General features: G+C 42.6%; 14 protein-coding genes. 5 read left to right on the forward strand and 9 right to left on the reverse strand.

The features are described from left to right. Positions 1-41: 41 nt before the first annotated feature. From secD to queA, 4 genes are read right to left on the reverse strand one after another with little or no spacing between them, the layout of a single operon-like run. Positions 42-1904, reverse strand: coding sequence for a protein translocase subunit SecD (secD, locus tag EV690_RS09820; protein WP_131912834.1), 1863 nt, complete (start codon positions 1902-1904; stop codon positions 42-44). 24 nt (positions 1905-1928) lie between these two features. Then, positions 1929-2261, reverse strand: coding sequence for a preprotein translocase subunit YajC (gene yajC / locus EV690_RS09825; RefSeq protein WP_131912835.1), 333 nt, complete (start codon positions 2259-2261; stop codon positions 1929-1931). A gap of 17 nt (positions 2262-2278) precedes the next feature. Then, on the reverse strand, positions 2279-3424 hold the full coding sequence (gene tgt, locus EV690_RS09830) for a tRNA guanosine(34) transglycosylase Tgt (protein WP_131912836.1): 1146 nt from the start codon (positions 3422-3424) through the stop codon (positions 2279-2281). Beyond that, on the reverse strand, positions 3414-4496 hold the full coding sequence (gene queA / locus EV690_RS09835; RefSeq protein WP_131912837.1) for a tRNA preQ1(34) S-adenosylmethionine ribosyltransferase-isomerase QueA: 1083 nt from the start codon (positions 4494-4496) through the stop codon (positions 3414-3416). Before queA ends, tgt begins: the two co-directional genes overlap by 11 nt. Before the next feature lie 515 nt (positions 4497-5011). Here queA and EV690_RS09840 point away from each other — a divergent pair. Together EV690_RS09840 and ppk1 are read left to right on the forward strand one after the other, a co-directional pair. Beyond that, on the forward strand, positions 5012-5605 hold the full coding sequence (locus EV690_RS09840) for an acyl carrier protein phosphodiesterase (RefSeq protein WP_131912838.1): 594 nt from the start codon (positions 5012-5014) through the stop codon (positions 5603-5605). A gap of 362 nt (positions 5606-5967) precedes the next feature. Continuing rightward, positions 5968-8076, forward strand: coding sequence for a polyphosphate kinase 1 (gene ppk1, locus EV690_RS09845; RefSeq protein ID WP_131912839.1), 2109 nt, complete (start codon positions 5968-5970; stop codon positions 8074-8076). A gap of 61 nt (positions 8077-8137) precedes the next feature. Here the strand turns inward: ppk1 and phoR are convergent, their stop codons facing one another. Both phoR and phoB read right to left on the reverse strand, forming a co-directional pair. Continuing rightward, positions 8138-9481 carry a phosphate regulon sensor histidine kinase PhoR gene (gene phoR / locus EV690_RS09850; protein ID WP_131912840.1) on the reverse strand — a complete coding sequence of 448 codons (1344 nt, stop codon included), beginning with the start codon at positions 9479-9481 and terminating at the stop codon, positions 8138-8140. 3 nt (positions 9482-9484) lie between these two features. Next, positions 9485-10177, reverse strand: coding sequence for a phosphate regulon transcriptional regulator PhoB (phoB, locus tag EV690_RS09855; RefSeq protein WP_131912841.1), 693 nt, complete (start codon positions 10175-10177; stop codon positions 9485-9487). Between the two features lie 358 nt (positions 10178-10535). Here phoB and EV690_RS09860 point away from each other — a divergent pair, with 358 nt between their 5' ends. After that, positions 10536-11483: an HAD-IIB family hydrolase gene (locus tag EV690_RS09860; protein ID WP_165872720.1), complete on the forward strand. Its 948-nt coding sequence runs from the start codon at positions 10536-10538 to the stop codon at positions 11481-11483. Further along, the gene (locus tag EV690_RS09865) at positions 11476-12687 is read left to right on the forward strand and encodes a glycosyltransferase family protein (protein ID WP_131912843.1); all 1212 of its coding nucleotides are present in this window, start codon (positions 11476-11478) and stop codon (positions 12685-12687) included. The genes EV690_RS09860 and EV690_RS09865 overlap by 8 nt, the downstream gene beginning before the upstream one ends. 58 nt (positions 12688-12745) lie before the next feature. On the opposite strand, the gene EV690_RS09870 is transcribed toward EV690_RS09865, so the two are convergent. The 3 genes from EV690_RS09870 to EV690_RS09880 form a co-directional block, all read right to left on the reverse strand. Further along, a complete protein-coding gene (locus tag EV690_RS09870; RefSeq protein WP_131912844.1) occupies positions 12746-12982 on the reverse strand; it encodes a hypothetical protein in 237 nt (78 codons plus the stop codon). Continuing rightward, the gene (locus tag EV690_RS09875; protein WP_131912845.1) at positions 12975-13358 is read right to left on the reverse strand and encodes an esterase/lipase family protein; all 384 of its coding nucleotides are present in this window, start codon (positions 13356-13358) and stop codon (positions 12975-12977) included. Before EV690_RS09875 ends, EV690_RS09870 begins: the two co-directional genes overlap by 8 nt. Positions 13359-13446: 88 nt before the next feature. Continuing rightward, positions 13447-15177 carry a sugar phosphorylase gene (locus EV690_RS09880; protein WP_131912846.1) on the reverse strand — a complete coding sequence of 577 codons (1731 nt, stop codon included), beginning with the start codon at positions 15175-15177 and terminating at the stop codon, positions 13447-13449. A gap of 269 nt (positions 15178-15446) precedes the next feature. Between EV690_RS09880 and galU the strand changes: the two genes are divergently transcribed. Continuing rightward, on the forward strand, positions 15447-16301 hold the full coding sequence (gene galU / locus EV690_RS09885) for a UTP--glucose-1-phosphate uridylyltransferase GalU (protein WP_131912847.1): 855 nt from the start codon (positions 15447-15449) through the stop codon (positions 16299-16301). The last annotated feature ends 409 nt before the right edge of the window (positions 16302-16710 follow it).

Below are 16710 nucleotides of genomic sequence, written 5' to 3' on the forward strand. Positions count from 1 at the left end.
GATTGTCCCTTTAGGTTTAAAAAACGAAAACACATGACCTCCTAAATTGACAGCTTTTTGAGACGTCTACGACCGCCCCAAATCAAATTAACCACTGTCCGCGTACCAATAATCGCCGTGAACATAGAGGTCAGGATCCCAATCCCCAAAGTAACCGCGAAACCTTTGACAGCCCCAGTACCAATCGAGAACAAGATCACTGAAGTCAAGAACGTTGTAATGTTCGAGTCAGCAATACTTGAAAGTGCGTTGCTATAACCATAATGGATCGACTGCTGAATACTCCGCCCTTCTCGCATCTCTTCGCGAATACGCTCAAAGATTAGAACATTGGAATCCACGGCCATCCCCACCGTCAAAACAATCCCCGCCATACCGGGCAACGTCAAGGTCGCACCTGGAATTAATGACATAATCCCAATAATAAGGATCACGTTACAAACCAGAGCCAAGTTAGCAACCATGCCAAATTTACGGTAATAAAGTGGCATGAATATAAGCAAGGCAATTAGGCCAACAGCAATCGCTTCGATCCCACGGTTGATGTTTTCTTGTCCGAGGCTTGGACCAATGGTACGTTCTTCGACAATTTGAATCGGCGCAATCAATGCACCAGCACGCAACAGCAAGGCCAAGTTTTGAGCTTCGCTTTGTGAGCCTAACCCAGTAATCCGAAAACTTCGACCTAAACGCGACTGAATCGTTGCGACGTTAATCACTTCAGTATGTTTCTTAAAGATAGTCTTTCCTTTGGCATCTTTTTTATGAGTCGGCTTATATTCAATAAACAATGTTGCCATTGGTTTACCAATATTAGTTCGAGTCACAGCTGCCATGCGGCTTCCGCCTTGACTATCCAGATCGATATTTACTTGTGGTTGGTTATACTGGTCAAAAGCCGTTTTAGCACCAACAATATGATTACCCGTTAGCACGATCTGTTTGTACAGCGCAATGGGTTGGCCATTAGAGCGATAGAACAGTTCTGAACCAGGAGGAACATGCCCACTAGCCAGTTGTGAAGGATCAACATTAGTATTGACCATTCTGAACTGCAATGTTGCCGTTGCACCTAAGATTTCTTTAGCGCGCGCTGTATCTTGAATCCCCGGCAACTCAACAACAATCTGGTCATCGCCCTGACGTTGGACAACAGGTTGAGCAACCCCAAGTTCGTTAATACGATTTCGGATAATGGTGATATTTTGCTGCAATGCATATTCACGTGTTTCGTTGAGTTCACGGTCAGTCATCTTCGCAATCAAAACAGGTGCGTTATTAATTGATGATTCAGCAAACTGATAACGACCCCGATAATGGCTGGATAGATAATCTTCGGCTTTAGAGCGCATATCGCTATCGCGAAAACGAACCACAACACCACGATTAACGTCAATACGAACACCAGCATAACGAATATTTTGGTCTCTTAAATCCGAGCGGAAATCCTGAACCATCTGTTCGCGGGCTTTCGCAACGGCCGCTTTCATATCCACTTCCATTAAGAAGTGAACCCCACCACGTAAATCGAGACCCAGTTTGAGCGGTGCACCACCGATCATTTTCAGCCACTCAGGCGTTGCTGGCGCTAAGTTCAGAGCGACGACATAGCCATCCCCCAGTTTATTCTTAAGCAGATCTCGGGTTTTAATCTGATCACTATCTTTGCGCAAACGGACAAGTATTTGATGATCACTCAATACAACTGAGCGGGCATTAATATGGTCGTTTTTGAGATCTTTCTGGATTTGGTCAACTTGAGCCAAACCCATTGGATGAGCCCGAGTTGCACTAATCTGGACAGCTGGATCATCACCATAGATATTCGGAAGTGCGTAGATAACCCCAAAGGCGACGACCAGCGCCACCATTAGGGTTTTCCACCACGGGTATTTATTTAACAAAACGCTACCCCTGGGTAGATAAAATTAAATAGATTTGAGTGTCCCTTTCGGTAACACAGCTGAGATAAAATCTTTTTTGATAACAATGGTTGTATCTTCACTGAGACTCAATTGGATATAGTCATTATCATCAGAGATTTTAGTAATACGGCCAATCAATCCACCAGAAGTAATTACTTCATCACCTTTAGACAGCGATTTTAGAAGATTGCGCTGTTCCTTTGCTCGTTTTGATTGGGGACGGAAAATCATGAAATAGAAAATTGCCGCGAATACGACCATCATGATGATCAGCTCAAAACCTCCACCAGCTGGTTGACCACCAGCGGCATATGCAGGAGTAATAAAAAAGCTCATTATTGTCCTCTGTTTCCTTAGTTATTGTTAAAATCTGTTGTATCAGTCAAAGGCGGGACTTCACGCCCTATACGACTATAAAACTCTGTGACGAAGGCATCTAATTTACCCTGTTCAATTGCATCTCGCAAACCAGCCATAAGGCGTTGATAATAACGCAAGTTATGAATTGTATTTAATCTTGCGCCAAGAATCTCATTACATTTATCTAAATGATGTAAATAAGCCCTTGAATAATTACGGCAGGTATAACAATCACATTCCTCTTCAAGCGGACTCGTATCATCACGATGGCGGGCATTACGGATCTTAACTACCCCATCGGCAGTAAATAAATGGCCATTACGAGCATTCCGAGTCGGCATGACACAATCGAACATATCAATACCGCGACGCACACCTTCTACTAAATCTTCGGGTTTGCCAACCCCCATCAAATAACGTGGCTTATCATCAGGAATTTTAGGCGTAATATAATCAAGAATCCGGTGCATTTCAGCTTTAGGTTCACCGACGGCTAATCCACCAATGGCGTAACCATCAAAACCAACTTTTAGCAGCCCTTCAAGAGACACATCACGCAGATGCTCATACACTCCACCTTGAATAATGCCGAATAGTGCGTTCGGGTTATTTAACTCATCAAAACGCTGACGACTACGAGCAGCCCAACGCAACGACATTTGCATCGAACGTTGTGCCTGTTCTTCAGTGGCTGGGTATGGCGTACACTCGTCGAAAATCATCACGATATCAGACCCTAAATCGTTCTGAATTTCCATTGATTTTTCAGGGCTCAGGAATATTTTCTCACCACTAACCGGATTACGAAAGTGCACACCCTCTTCGGTGATTTTACGAATATCGCCCAAACTAAAGACCTGAAACCCACCCGAATCGGTTAAAATAGGTCCATGCCAGTTCATAAAATCATGCAAATCACCATGTTTACGCATCACGGCTTGGCCAGGACGCAACCACAGATGAAACGTGTTGCCTAACAGAATTTCGGCGCCCGTAGAGCGCACCTCTTCAGGCGTCATCCCTTTCACCGTACCATAGGTGCCCACTGGCATAAAAGCGGGGGTCTGCACACTACCGCGCTCAAAAGTGAGCTGGCCACGGCGTGCTTTACCATCCGTTTTTAGTAATTCATACTTCATCTAATACAGTTCCAATTGACTCATCTTGTTCAGGGGTATCTTTACGGGTAATGAACATGGCATCCCCATAACTGAAAAACTTATAGCGTTGTTCAACAGCCTGTTGGTAAGCACTCAATATATTCATTTTACCTGCAAATGCACTGACCAACATCACTAAAGTTGATTCAGGCAGGTGAAAATTGGTGATCATCGCATCAATGACCTTAAAACGATAGCCCGGATAGATGAATATATCGGTTTCATCTGCATAAGGTGCAATTAACGCCTCATGCGTTGCTTGGGCGGCACTTTCCAGCGAACGCACAGATGTCGTACCAACAGCGATTACTCGGCCACCATTGGCCTTAGTTTGCAACACTTTATTAACCACTTCTTCAGAGACTATCGCATATTCGCTATGCATATGGTGTTCTTCTACATTATCCACACGAATCGACTGGAAGGTCCCTGCACCAACATGCAAGGTGACATATGCAGTGCTCACACCACGATTTTCAAGCTCGGCAATTAATTCTTGGTCAAAATGCAACCCGGCTGTCGGTGCGGCAACGGCTCCAGGATGACGACTATAAACGGTCTGATAACGCTCTCTATCACTGTCTTCATCAGGGCGATCAATATAGGGTGGTAATGGCATATGCCCGTAACTATCAAGAAGTTCCAGAACATTATGTTGATCATCAAAGCGCAATTCGAACAACTCATCATGACGCGCTAGTAATGTTGCATCAAACGCATCAGCGAAACGTAACCGAGCGCCGACTTTGGGTGATTTAGACGCTCTCATATGCGCTAAAACACGGTTACCATCAAGAATTCTTTCAATCAATATTTCGATTTTTCCACCCGTCTGCTTCTGACCAAACAAACGTGCTGGAATGACCCGCGTGTTATTGAAGACCAGTAAATCTCCCGGGCGCACTAAATCCACCAACTGTGGAAATTGAAGATGCTCAACGGCACCACTATTACCGTCTAGACTCAATAAACGACAATCACGGCGCCGTTCAGTTGGATACCGAGCGATCAGCTCCTCTGGTAACTCATAACTAAAATCTGCAACACGCATTTTATTTAACCTGATAGTAAAAAACGCTCGCTAGTCTAGTGAGGGCAAGTGCGCATTTCAAGTGCTTCAGGTACCTCTGGCTTTAGCGGGAAAAATAAAACGGCAGGAAACGACTGCTTTAAAAATAGGTTTTGGTAATTAAATAACCAATTGAGTAATAAAGTAACTATTTATTACTTTTATAGTCGTTAAATTTATCAAAATAGCTCAAATAAAAACCAACTTATGTAATTTTTTTTCAATAAGGATTGATTTAATCAATTTTATTTCGTATCCTACAGATAATCTAGATAGTAGATAACATTCTCTTTCTAGGTTGTACCTCACATTTCCAGCCGCATATTCCATTTGGGTCATAACGGCATCTAGATCAGCTGGATTGATGTAAATAAATCATAGATCACCTTGGCGAAGGAAACTTGCGTTTCTCAAACCATTTATTTCGAGTTAACCTATATTCAGCCTATTTATCTAGGGTCTGCTATCTGGCAGGCCTCTTTTTCTTTTTATACGCTATGAATTATCTTGGACACTTTTATCTAGCTCATATCAGTCAAACTTCCTATCAAGGCGCTTTACTGGGAGATTTTGTCAAGGGCAATCGCTGGCATAACTATCCGCATAGTGAACAGATTGGGATCTTGTTACATCGAGCACTGGATAGTTGGATCGATCAATGGACCATAGAACAAGGAATCAATGCGTTGTTTAAAGGGGCGCTCAGGCGCTTTGCGCCTATTGCGCTGGATCTCTATTGGGATTATCAGCTCGCTAGCCACTGGACGAGGTTCCAGCCGACGACTATTGAGCAATTTGCGGCTCAGGTTTATGACAGCCTCTCCCCCCAATCGATGCCACCACCGGCCCAAAGAGTTGCCCAAAACATCATTGCTCATGATGCACTAAGCAATTATCAACAGCCTGACTTTATTCTAAGTGCCTTAAAAAGAATATCTGAACGAATGAGCAACAAACTACCTTACCAGCCACTGAGCGAAGCATTATGGCAACAACAAAACGTCCTACAGGAAAAATTTGAACAATTAATGCACGATCTTCCCATCTTGGCAGAGCAATGGAAAATGCAAGTGGTAAACGCTCGATTGTAACTGATTAAAAATTGAAATTTTTCTGCTTTCAATGCAGATATGTGAAACTTCTATGACAATGATAGTAAGCACTTAATTTCTAAATACATAGTACGTTACAATCCGCGTACAACTCGTTGAGCATATTAATAAAATTAATGGTAGCAATTCAAAAGCTGTCCCCGTTTTACCGCGCTCTATGCCACTTTATATATCAATGAATAAAGAGTGGTAAAAGCAACATGAGTGACACAAAATTAAATTATGCTAATAGCATATGCTTTGCCTCGATGGTTCAAAAGAACAGGCAAAAATTTCTGACCGGATGTTAGACTAATTATTCCAAAGCATGTCTTTTGAATAGGTTAAAGACAGGAGTTGTTATGAGTGATGAAAAGCTCTTCTTAGAAAAAGAGCTAAGTTGGTTATCTTTTAATGAACGAGTTTTACAAGAAGCTCAAGACAAAAGTGTACCATTAATAGAGCGCATGCGATTTTTAGGGATATTTTCCAGTAACCAAGATGAATTTTTCAAGGTTCGAGTGGCAGATGTCAAACGACGTATCTTATTGAATAAATATAACAATGACGAGCATCAGGGAGCCAAACACTTACTGACTAAAATTCAGAACAAGACAGCTCAACTGGATTCAGCCTTTGATGAAACTTATCGAGAACTCATTATCGCCTTAGTGCGCAGAAACATCTTTCTGATTAACGAAACTCAGCTAAGTTTATTCCATCAACAGTGGCTAACCACTTACTTTCAAAACAAGATCCTGCGACATATCACTCCTATTATCATTACGCATGAAATCAACCTGTTAGATTTTCTTAAAGATGACCACACTTATCTTGCAGTGAAAATGGCGAATCATAAAAACAACGGTGAACCAACCAACTGTCGCTATGCGCTGATTGAAATTCCAACGGATGATCTCCCTCGCTTTGTTGTGTTACCCGCCCAAGGAAGTCGTAAGAAAAAATCGCTAATGATCCTCGATAACATCATTCGTTTTGGTTTAGATAAAATCTTTTCTGGATTTTTTCAGTACGACGAAATTAGTGCCTATTCCATCAAGATGACGCGTGATGCTGAATATGATTTAACTGATGAAGTCGATTTAAGTCTGCTTGAAGCAATGTCAGAAAGCTTAAAACAGCGCTTAACGGCTGAACCTGTGCGATTTGTTTATGACGAACAGATGCCGGCTGACTTATTAGAGCTGTTAAAACAAAAACTACATATCTCATCCTATGACCATATCCGCGGCGGGGGGCGTTATCACAGTTTTAAAGATTTGATGAGTTTCCCCAATGTTGGCCGAAAATACTTGGAACATCCCAAACTTCCAGCTTTAAATAGCGCCCTGTTTGACCGCTATACAACAGCCTTCAAGGCCATTAGTGCCCAAGATATTCTTTTATATTACCCATATCAAAAATTTAGTTACTTAAGTGAGTTAGTCCGTCAGGCAAGCTTTGATCCAAACGTTCAGAGTATCAAAATTAATATTTACCGAGTCGCCAGCAACTCTCGGATTATGCACTCTTTGATTGAGGCCGCCCATAATGGCAAACGGGTAACGGTTGTCGTTGAGCTTCGTGCTCGTTTTGACGAACAAGCCAATATTGAATGGGCACAACAACTGACTGACGCGGGCGTGCGAGTCGTGTTTGGTCTCCCCAGTTTAAAAATTCATTCGAAACTGCTACTGATTAATCGTACTGAAGAAGGAAAAACCCAATATTATGCCCATATTGGTACGGGTAACTTCCACGAAAAAACCGCTAAAATCTATACCGACTTTGCATTGTTTACTAAAAATCAAGAAATCAGTGAAGAAGTCAACAACGTCTTTAAATTTATCGAACGCCCTTATCGACGGTATAAATTTAACCACTTGATCCTCTCTCCGATCGACTCCAGACGCCGCCTGTATAGCTTAATTGATCATGAAATCCGTCAAGCAAACGCCCAGCAAAAAGCAGCGATTACCGTTAAAGTAAATAATCTAGTGGATGTTGGACTGATTAATCGGCTCTATGCAGCCAGCAAAGCGGGAGTCAAAATTCGCATGATTGTCCGCGGCATGTGCAGCTTACTTCCAGGGATTGAGGGGCTCAGTGAAAACATATCTATTATTAGTATTGTTGATCGATTTTTAGAGCATCCTCGCGTATTTATCTTCCATGCAGCTGGCGAAGAAAAAACCTTTATCTCATCGGCTGACTGGATGACGCGTAATATCGATCAACGCATTGAAGTTGGCTGCCCAATTTATGACCCAGATTTAAAGCAATATTTACATGATTTGTTAGCACTGCAATTTAGCGATACAACCAAAGCCCGCATCATTGATAAAACTCAATCTAATCAATATGTCAAACGTGGTAACCGCCGTAAAATTCGCTCCCAAATTACAACTTATGAATTTATAAAAGAGCGAGAGAAAGTTAGCTGCAGCTCCCCCATACAACCAAAGCATTAAATGAGCATATAAAAAGAAAACGCCCGATAAACCGGGCGTTTGAAAATGAACGGGGGGCAACTTAACGAAAAATTTGCAATTCAGGGATATCTTGCGTGTCGTCTTCGTTGGGGGAATAAACCAGATCAGATGGGATTAAAAAGCTAAAACAACTCCCTTCACCATATTCACTTTCAATCGATAATTCACTGCGATGGTGCTGCAGGGCGTGTTTGACAATAGAAAGACCCAGACCCGCCCCACCGGTCTCGCGAGAGCGATCTTTATCAACCCGATAAAACCGCTCAGTCAAACGCAATAGGTGTTCAGGGCGAATCCCTGGACCTGAATCTTTTACACTAAACCGAGCATTACCAGTTGGCCCCTTCTGCCAACTCACCTCAATATGGCCAGGTTGTTCACAATACTTCACAGCATTAGAGATGAGATTAGCAAACGCACTGCGCATCTGATCACTACTACCATGCATCCACAAATCTGGATCAATATTAAAGCTAAAGGTCAGCGCTTTATCTTTAGCGAGCTGCTCAGTCTCTGCTGAGAGAGAATTAAGCACTGTTGGAACATCAATTTCATCATGAATATCAACCACTGGAGCCGCTTCAATTTTAGCCAAAACTAATAACTGATTAACCAGATTCTCCATTCGAATGGTTTGCTCACTCATCATCGTATGCGCCCTTGCCCATACTTTTTGATCTGGCAAGTTTTCATCAAACATTTCAAGATAGCCACGCAGTACCGTTAAAGGAGTGCGAAATTCATGGGAAACATTTGAAATAAAATGTTTGCGCATTTTATCGAGCTTACGTTGTTGAGTAATATCACGAACGAGCATTAGAAACTGCTGACCATATGGCATCACTCGGCACTCCAGCAACAAATCAGGTCGAGCTGGACTACTAATTTCTAACGCTTCTTGGAAATGGCGGTGGCTGAGATAATTAACAAATGAAGGATGACGGATCAGATTAGAGACATGCTGACCTGAATCCACAGGCCACTTTAACCCCAACAATTCAGAGGCCAGCCGATTACACCAAGTGATTTCATCGCTGCGGCTAAACACAACGATGGCATCAGGCAGTGATTCAGCCCCAAGTCGGAATGACTTCATCAAATGCGCTAATTCACGTTCTCGATTAAGACGCCGTTTAACCAGTTGATAAATCCCATAGAACACTGGCTGCCAACTTCCCCACCCTTGCGGAGGTGTCAGGCGTCTATCCACATAGAGCCAGTTAAGGAGCTTACGTTGCTGATAATAAAAATAAAGCAGATGAACAATACATCCAACCAACAAAACTAACAAGATACGATCAAAAAACCACCCCACCACTAAAAAAGGGAGGTAGATCCAGATCAACCGCCAAAGCAGTCGACCCAGTGTATCGGGCATCAGCATCCGTTACTTTATCCTCGTAGAAAAGCGATATCCAGAACCGCGAACTGTTTGGATAAGTTTATCATATCCTTGGGTTGCGATCGCTTTTCTTAAACGCCGAATATGGACATCAACAGTTCGATCTTCCACATAGACATTGGTTCCCCAAACGTGATTAAGCAACTGCTCTCGGCTGTATACCCGCTCAGGATGTGTCATGAAAAAATGCAATAAGTTAAATTCTGTTGGGCCCATATTCAATGGTTCATCATCTGCCACGACTCGGTGAGAGACAGGATCTAAATGTAGCCCTTGCACCTGAATGATATCATCTAACGATGTTGGTGAAACACGGCGAATCACTGCTTTCACCCTTGCCATAAGCTCTTTAGGCGCAAACGGCTTAGTTAGATAATCATCAGCACCAGCTTCAAGTCCTTGGACTTTATCTTCCTCTTCGCCTTTGGCTGTGAGCATAATGACCGGAATTTGCCGAGTTAAATCACTGCGCTTCATCGACTTGAGTAATGATAGACCACTGCCCTGCGGTAACATCCAATCCAGCAATACGAGATCAGGATAAGGGTCAACCAACAGGTTCTGTGCTTGCTCTAAATCACCGGCCTCCATCGGTTCATAGCCATTTTGCTCTAAGACAAAACATAGCATTTCCCGAATAGGGGCTTCATCCTCAACAATTAATATTCTTCTAGGCATCCTAATACCCTAATCATACATCTTTTGACAATTATGCGGATTTTTAGTGACATTTTTATGACAACCTAAAATCACTTTATTCGGTTATTTTTGCCTTATTAAGTATTATGTTTGCCTAAGAATTTAGCAATTTGCACCAAAAAAGTGCGAATCCACAAATTTGCCATCATAGAAACTTAATAAAGATCGCGTCTAATAAACTATTATTAATTTAATAGTGCTTAATAATGCCATGTCTGCCACATATTTTTTAAGTGATTTGAAATTATGGCACCGATACTGCAATACGAGACGAATTAGCTTGTATAAAGCAGACTTAGAGCATATGACATTCGCATCTTTAACTTTGGAGTATTGCATGGCTAACCGTACCAATACAGTGGACGAGCAGCATTATTACGCATACCCACTTCATCGACCGGGAAATGCAGGAAAAATTATCTCTGGTAGCCCGAAATTGCTAGTTTTTAGTGACTTGGACGGTACTTTACTGGACCACAATAACTATAGCTATGACGCTGCAAAACCCGCACTGTTACAGTTGTTCAGACATAATATCCCATTGATTTTAAATACCAGTAAAACCTTCATTGAAACAGCGGATATCGCCTCGCAAATGGGAGGATTTCATCCCTTTGTCATCGAAAATGGCGCCGCGATAGCCATTCCTGAAAACTATTTTTCTCATCTCCCTGAATATGATGAGATAGTAGAAAGCAGTCGCTCGATTCGCTATTTCATTAAACGCTTTGGCAGCCCTTATAACACAATCTGTCACATATTAGCGCAACTACGCGAGCAATATCCGTTTGAGTTTCGTGGCTTTAAGGATATGTCTGCTCAAGAAGTCAGCAATATCACTGGACTTAGTCTTGAGCAGTCCCAAAAAGCCCGAAAGCGCTTAGCATCAGAACCTATTGTCTGGAACAAAGGGAATATTCACCAATTTGAGGAAAAACTAAACCAGCAGAACTTAACATTGATCCAAGGCGGGCGCTTCTGGCATGTCAAAAGTGCCAGCGATAAAGCAGCGGCTATGCACTGGCTCACTGAACTCTATCACCAGCAATCACCTCAACAACAATTTATTCAGGTTGCGCTAGGAGATAGCCCTAACGACCAAACCATGCTCGATCAGGCTGATATTGCCATAGCTGTACGTTCTCATAACGGAAAACACCGTCTCAATCTTGGCAAACAGCGCCCGAACCGCATTTATACACAACATGCTGGCCCAGCAGGATGGCAAGCATCGTTACTCCGGGTGATTGAACATTATGTGCCTAAGGAGAGATTTTATGGCTGATTTTTATCAAAGCGGCTTAATCACGACATTACATAACCTGACCCGGCGTCCAGTGAAACAACTTGAGCAGGAACTTGTTAGTTTTTCTCGAATTCGGCCAATGACACTGATTCTGCCTTCACTATTTTCTGAACTACAGCGACCCGCACTGGCTCAGATTGTTGAAGAACTGAAGCATGTGCCATATCTATCGGAAATTGTCATCGGGCTAGATAACGCCACCCGAGATGAATATCTTTATGCGAAAGAATTCTTTTCGGTATTGCCGCAACGGGTTCGAATTTTGTGGAATGACGGTCCACGGCTGCGTGAACTCGATCACCAACTAGCCACGGCTCAGTTAGCCCCCCAAGAAGCAGGTAAAGGACGTAACGTCTGGTACTGTATCGGTTATGTATTGGCCTCGGGACAAGGCAAAGCGGTGGCATTACACGACTGTGATATTGTCACCTACTCTCGCGATATGCTCGCCCGGCTATTTTATCCCGTTGCCAACCCACATTTTAGTTATCAATTCTGTAAGGGTTATTATGCTCGTCATGCTGATGGCAAACTCAATGGCCGAGTTGCTCGATTACTCGTAACTCCGCTCATTAAGGCATTGAAAAAAATTGAAGGCTATGACGACTACCTCGAATACATGGATAGTTTCCGCTATGCGTTGGCTGGTGAATTTTCAATGCAAACTAATGTATTACGTGATTTACGAATTCCCTTTGACTGGGGGCTAGAAATCGGGGTGCTCTCTGAAGTTTATCGTAACTACTCAACCAACCGCATTTGTCAGGTTGATATTGCCGATATTTATGACCACAAACACCAAGATCTCAGTGTTGGCAATTTCGATAATGGATTAGCAAAAATGGCAACCGATATCAGCAAGGCGGTCATACGAAAACTGGCCACGCAAGGACATGTATTTAGCCCCGGAAAACTTCGAACGCTAAAAGCTACCTACTATCGCATGGCATTAGACTTTATCGACAACTATTACAACGACGCGCTCATGAATGGCTTAACGGTTGCACGACATGCTGAAGAAGAAGCCGTTGAATTATTTGCCCAAGCGATTATGCGCGCTGGCGATATTTTCCTAGAACGGCCTTCCGAAACACCATTTATCCCAAGTTGGAATCGTGTGACAAGTGCAATCCCCGAAATGCTCGAAAAAATTTATGATGCAGTTGAAGCCGATAACAGCTAATTCATTACAGGCAGGCTAGCCATCACTAGCCTGCCCTTGGGTGAATTTTGCATACCAATTAATGGGCAAACTTTCGAGTATTGATAAATAAAGTAATTTGTTTGACGACAAGCTTACGATAAAGCATTGCGGTGTGATTGGAATTAACATAACAGGTATCCTTGGCGCTTTGTAAACTAGCTTCATCCGTTAAAACCATGCCATCGCCTGTACCATTACCAAAGAAATTCCCCAACCCAATATTTTGTACCCCAACAATACAACCAATCGCTACATTTAAAGAAGTGTCACCCAACCCTTGAGATAAAATGTGAGCCGATTTTTTTTAAAACCAATGTCCCTGTTTTACTGCAAACGATCCGCGCAACCCGACTCCCATTATGGGGCGAACCAATGGTTACAATGCAGGTATCATCAAAGTGCGGTCGGTATTTTTCAAAATAACGACGAATCAGCAGGCCGCCTAAGGAGTGACCGACAAAATAAACTTGTCCTCCTTGCCCGACTTCGCGATTGAGTTTGCGAACGCCTTGCTCAAAGTCTCGAGTAGGATATGAAAACAAGGTGACCACGAATCCCTGCCGTTTCAATTGACAATAGAGAAAGAGCATCATAACACTTGGCATAAACAAGCCATGGACCAACACCACTTTCTTTATGGGCAGCAACATCAATGTGTCCAAGTGAGCCTCTGTTAAACTATCCTACTTTTCAAAAAATAATCACAAAAGGTCCATCGCCACTTTATAAAGCCAGTGATTATTCAGAAGGGATCACCTGGCTGGCAGGATGCTTAATCAACAGCCACATCACCTGATACGGTGCCAGAGTTAAAGCGCGAATATCAACCCATTCTTGGCTAATTAAATCCCAAATTCGTGCTGCAGGATAACTATAAGCTTGCTCTGCGACCTCCTGAGGATGGCGCGTCATATTATGCAGCGCCACAATTCGCTGTGCCCCATCAATACTCGTTCTCTCTAAAGAAAACAACGCTTCATCATTGATGCTAAGAATTTTAAATCCTGCTTGCGGGTGAAAAGCACTTTGTTTGCGACGTAATTCAATCAGTTGAATCAAGCGCGGAAAAACCTGTGCTTGATCACTGGATGGATTCTCAAGCAGCGCTTCAAATTCAGCTAAATCCCAATGATGGCGGTTAATTGAGCGCGTCCGTCCAGTTTGTTCAACTAATAACAAATCATTGGGCGTTGCAGTTAAAGAATGAATATAAACACCAGGGATACCGGGCATAGCTAACATCACCAGCTGACAGCATAAATACCGAGCCAGTTGGAACATATCCGGGCCTGAGCGAGTCCCTTGCAAGGCTTCATAGAGCGAAATATTTAGCTCATATGGGCTCTTAGAGCCATCGCCGTTTGTTTTCATACTGACAAACCCACCAAAATCGCGCACACTTTTAAGCAGGTCTTCCATTTCATGGGCAGGGATAATCCCTTCAACAGGGCGAACGCCAATACCATCATGAGAAGCAACAAAATTAAAATAGCTACAACCAGCGGGCAATTTTTCTAAGTGTCTGGCCCAGTCATTGAGATAATGTGCATGCCCTCGGTTTAATGCATGCAACAGCAGTGGTGGTAGTGCAAACTGATACACTAAATGAGCCTCATCACCGCGCCCAAAATAGCTGATATTTTCTTCATGTGGGACGTTCGTTTCTGTAATCAAAATCAGATTCGGATCAATTTGCTCCAAAATAGAACGGATAATTTTAACCAGTGCATGGGTTTTAGGTAGATGAATACAATTAGTGCCTAACTCTTTCCAAACAAACGCGACTGCGTCCAATCGAATATAGCGAGCCCCATGAACAATGTAGAACAATAAAATATCCAGATAAGCTAAGAAGACTTTTGGATTTTTAAAGTTCACATCTATTTGGTCACTACTAAACGTGGCCCAGACATGCTTCACCCCTTGCCGAGTGTAAACATCATTAATCAAAGGTGAGGTTCTAGGACGAGTGACTTTCGAGTAGTCCTGCTCGGGATCGGCTTCAATGAAGAAATCAGCCCCCATGCCATCGCCATTAATAAAGTCAATAAACAGCAGACTCTGACGAGATACATGGTTCATCACTAAATCGACCATCAGCTCTTTATGAGCGGCTATCGCTCCCACATCCTCCCACGTACCAAGCCGATAGTTCACCTGATAGTAATCGATGATGGAGAATCCATCATCGGAACTGAACGGGAAAAAAGGCAACAGGTGAATCGCACTGAATGATTTTTCTAGATAGCGCTTCACAAATATATCCAACACTTGCAGTGGCGAATAACCATCGCTGTTCATCGAATCACCATAAGTGATCAGAACAACATCTTCATTGCTCCAAGGTTGTGCAGTTTTTTCTAAATGTTGACGGGCATCCTCAATACGGCGATTAATTTGTTCCAGCAATGGCGTATCGGGATATACAAATTGCAATAATTCGGATAACTTCTGCTGCAGCTCGGTCATCTATTGCCTCGTTTATGCGTCTATCATGAAAGTAAACAATCTTATCGATACAACCTTAGTACAACGTATCGGTTTTCCATAGGCCCCGAAAGTCTATACTCATGTTATGATAAAACTTTATTCTGGAGAATCGTTAAGCAGGTGTTATGCCAGATAATTTTGACACTATAGTTAAAATCTGTTTTGGTAAAAAACAAATTAACGTTTATCCGTTAAAAGAGCATATTGCTCAACTTATTATTTGATTCTAGCCATAAGAGGCCCATTCGATGCAAATAAAAAAATGTTTATTTCCTGTAGCTGGTTATGGAACTCGATTTTTACCTGCCACTAAATCCATGCCTAAAGAGATGTTACCTGTAGTTAATAAACCTATTGTCCAATATGGCGTTGAAGAAGCAGTTGAAGCTGGACTAACCGACATGGCTTTTATCACGGGTCGTGGTAAACGAGCAATTACCGATCACTTCGATATCAGCTATGAATTAGAAAATGAGATTGCTGGTACCTCAAAAGAGGCATATCTAACCGGTATTCGTGAGCTGATGGAAAAAACGACGTGTACTTATACTCGCCAGAAAAAAATGATGGGGTTGGGTCACGCGATTTTATGTGGTGAATCATTAATCGGCAATGACCCATTTGCCGTCGTTCTTGCCGATGACTTGTGTCTGAACAATGGGGATGGTGTTCTAGCTCAAATGGTTAAACTCTATAACCAGTTCCGCTGCTCTATCGTTGCCATTATGGAAGTTCCTAAAGACCAAGTTGATAAATACGGTGTGATTGCAGGCGAATCGCTGCGTGATGATCTGTTTCGTGTCACAGATATGGTAGAAAAACCAGCGCAGGAGGAGGCACCCTCTAATCTCGCAGTGATTGGTCGGTACATTTTAACGCCAGATATCTTCGACATTCTGCGTAACACTAAACCAGGTAAAAATGGTGAGATTCAGTTAACTGATGCACTCTTAGAACAAGCCAAAAATGGCTGTGTCATGGCGTACAAATTTAAAGGTGAACGCTTTGACTGCGGTAGTGTTGAAGGTTTCGTAAAAGCCACCAATTTCTGCTATGAAAACGTTTATCTTAAAGAAGTCGCCCAAGCAGCTGATAAAAAATAGTCGCAGAACAGGCTAAAAAGTCGCCCTAATTAAATACCAAGCAGGGGCAACCAATCGCTTTGCTTGAAAGAACAAAATCCGATATCAGGTTATGGTATCGGATTTTTTATATCACTTCACACCTTCCACCTATTATCACCGATGTTACATAAAGAGCGACCATTGATGGGATATGATCACGGGTATGACATAAATATCATTGTCTGCTAGCGGCTGCACATCCCCAAAACAAGCATGCCTGCCTGCCAAAACATCCAGTCTCTATCTGCAGAAGAAACCAACCATAAACTGAATTCGCCAAAGAACAGTTCCTAGGGACTGTTGACCTTTAGTGGTTGAATTTTGTTCAAATGAAACGCATTTTGAACGCGGCGCACCCTGCGTCGCTTAATGAGTTAAGCAAGCAGGG

The sequence above is a fragment of the Celerinatantimonas diazotrophica genome, assembly GCF_004339545.1.
Taxonomy (GTDB): domain Bacteria; phylum Pseudomonadota; class Gammaproteobacteria; order Enterobacterales; family Celerinatantimonadaceae; genus Celerinatantimonas; species Celerinatantimonas diazotrophica.

Excerpts from the sequence above, each read along its gene's own strand:
- yajC (WP_131912835.1), bottom strand. The coding sequence starts at position 2,261 with ATGAGCTTTTTTATTACTCCTGCATATGCCGCTGGTGGTCAACCAGCT.
- tgt (WP_131912836.1), bottom strand. The coding sequence starts at position 3,424 with ATGAAGTATGAATTACTAAAAACGGATGGTAAAGCACGCCGTGGCCAG.
- queA (WP_131912837.1), bottom strand. The coding sequence starts at position 4,496 with ATGCGTGTTGCAGATTTTAGTTATGAGTTACCAGAGGAGCTGATCGCT.
- EV690_RS09840 (WP_131912838.1), top strand. The coding sequence starts at position 5,012 with ATGAATTATCTTGGACACTTTTATCTAGCTCATATCAGTCAAACTTCC.
- ppk1 (WP_131912839.1), top strand. The coding sequence starts at position 5,968 with ATGAGTGATGAAAAGCTCTTCTTAGAAAAAGAGCTAAGTTGGTTATCT.
- phoR (WP_131912840.1), bottom strand. The coding sequence starts at position 9,481 with ATGCTGATGCCCGATACACTGGGTCGACTGCTTTGGCGGTTGATCTGG.
- phoB (WP_131912841.1), bottom strand. The coding sequence starts at position 10,177 with ATGCCTAGAAGAATATTAATTGTTGAGGATGAAGCCCCTATTCGGGAA.
- EV690_RS09860 (WP_165872720.1), top strand. The coding sequence starts at position 10,536 with ATGGCTAACCGTACCAATACAGTGGACGAGCAGCATTATTACGCATAC.
- EV690_RS09865 (WP_131912843.1), top strand. The coding sequence starts at position 11,476 with ATGGCTGATTTTTATCAAAGCGGCTTAATCACGACATTACATAACCTG.
- EV690_RS09875 (WP_131912845.1), bottom strand. The coding sequence starts at position 13,358 with ATGTTGCTGCCCATAAAGAAAGTGGTGTTGGTCCATGGCTTGTTTATG.
- EV690_RS09880 (WP_131912846.1), bottom strand. The coding sequence starts at position 15,177 with ATGACCGAGCTGCAGCAGAAGTTATCCGAATTATTGCAATTTGTATAT.
- galU (WP_131912847.1), top strand. The coding sequence starts at position 15,447 with ATGCAAATAAAAAAATGTTTATTTCCTGTAGCTGGTTATGGAACTCGA.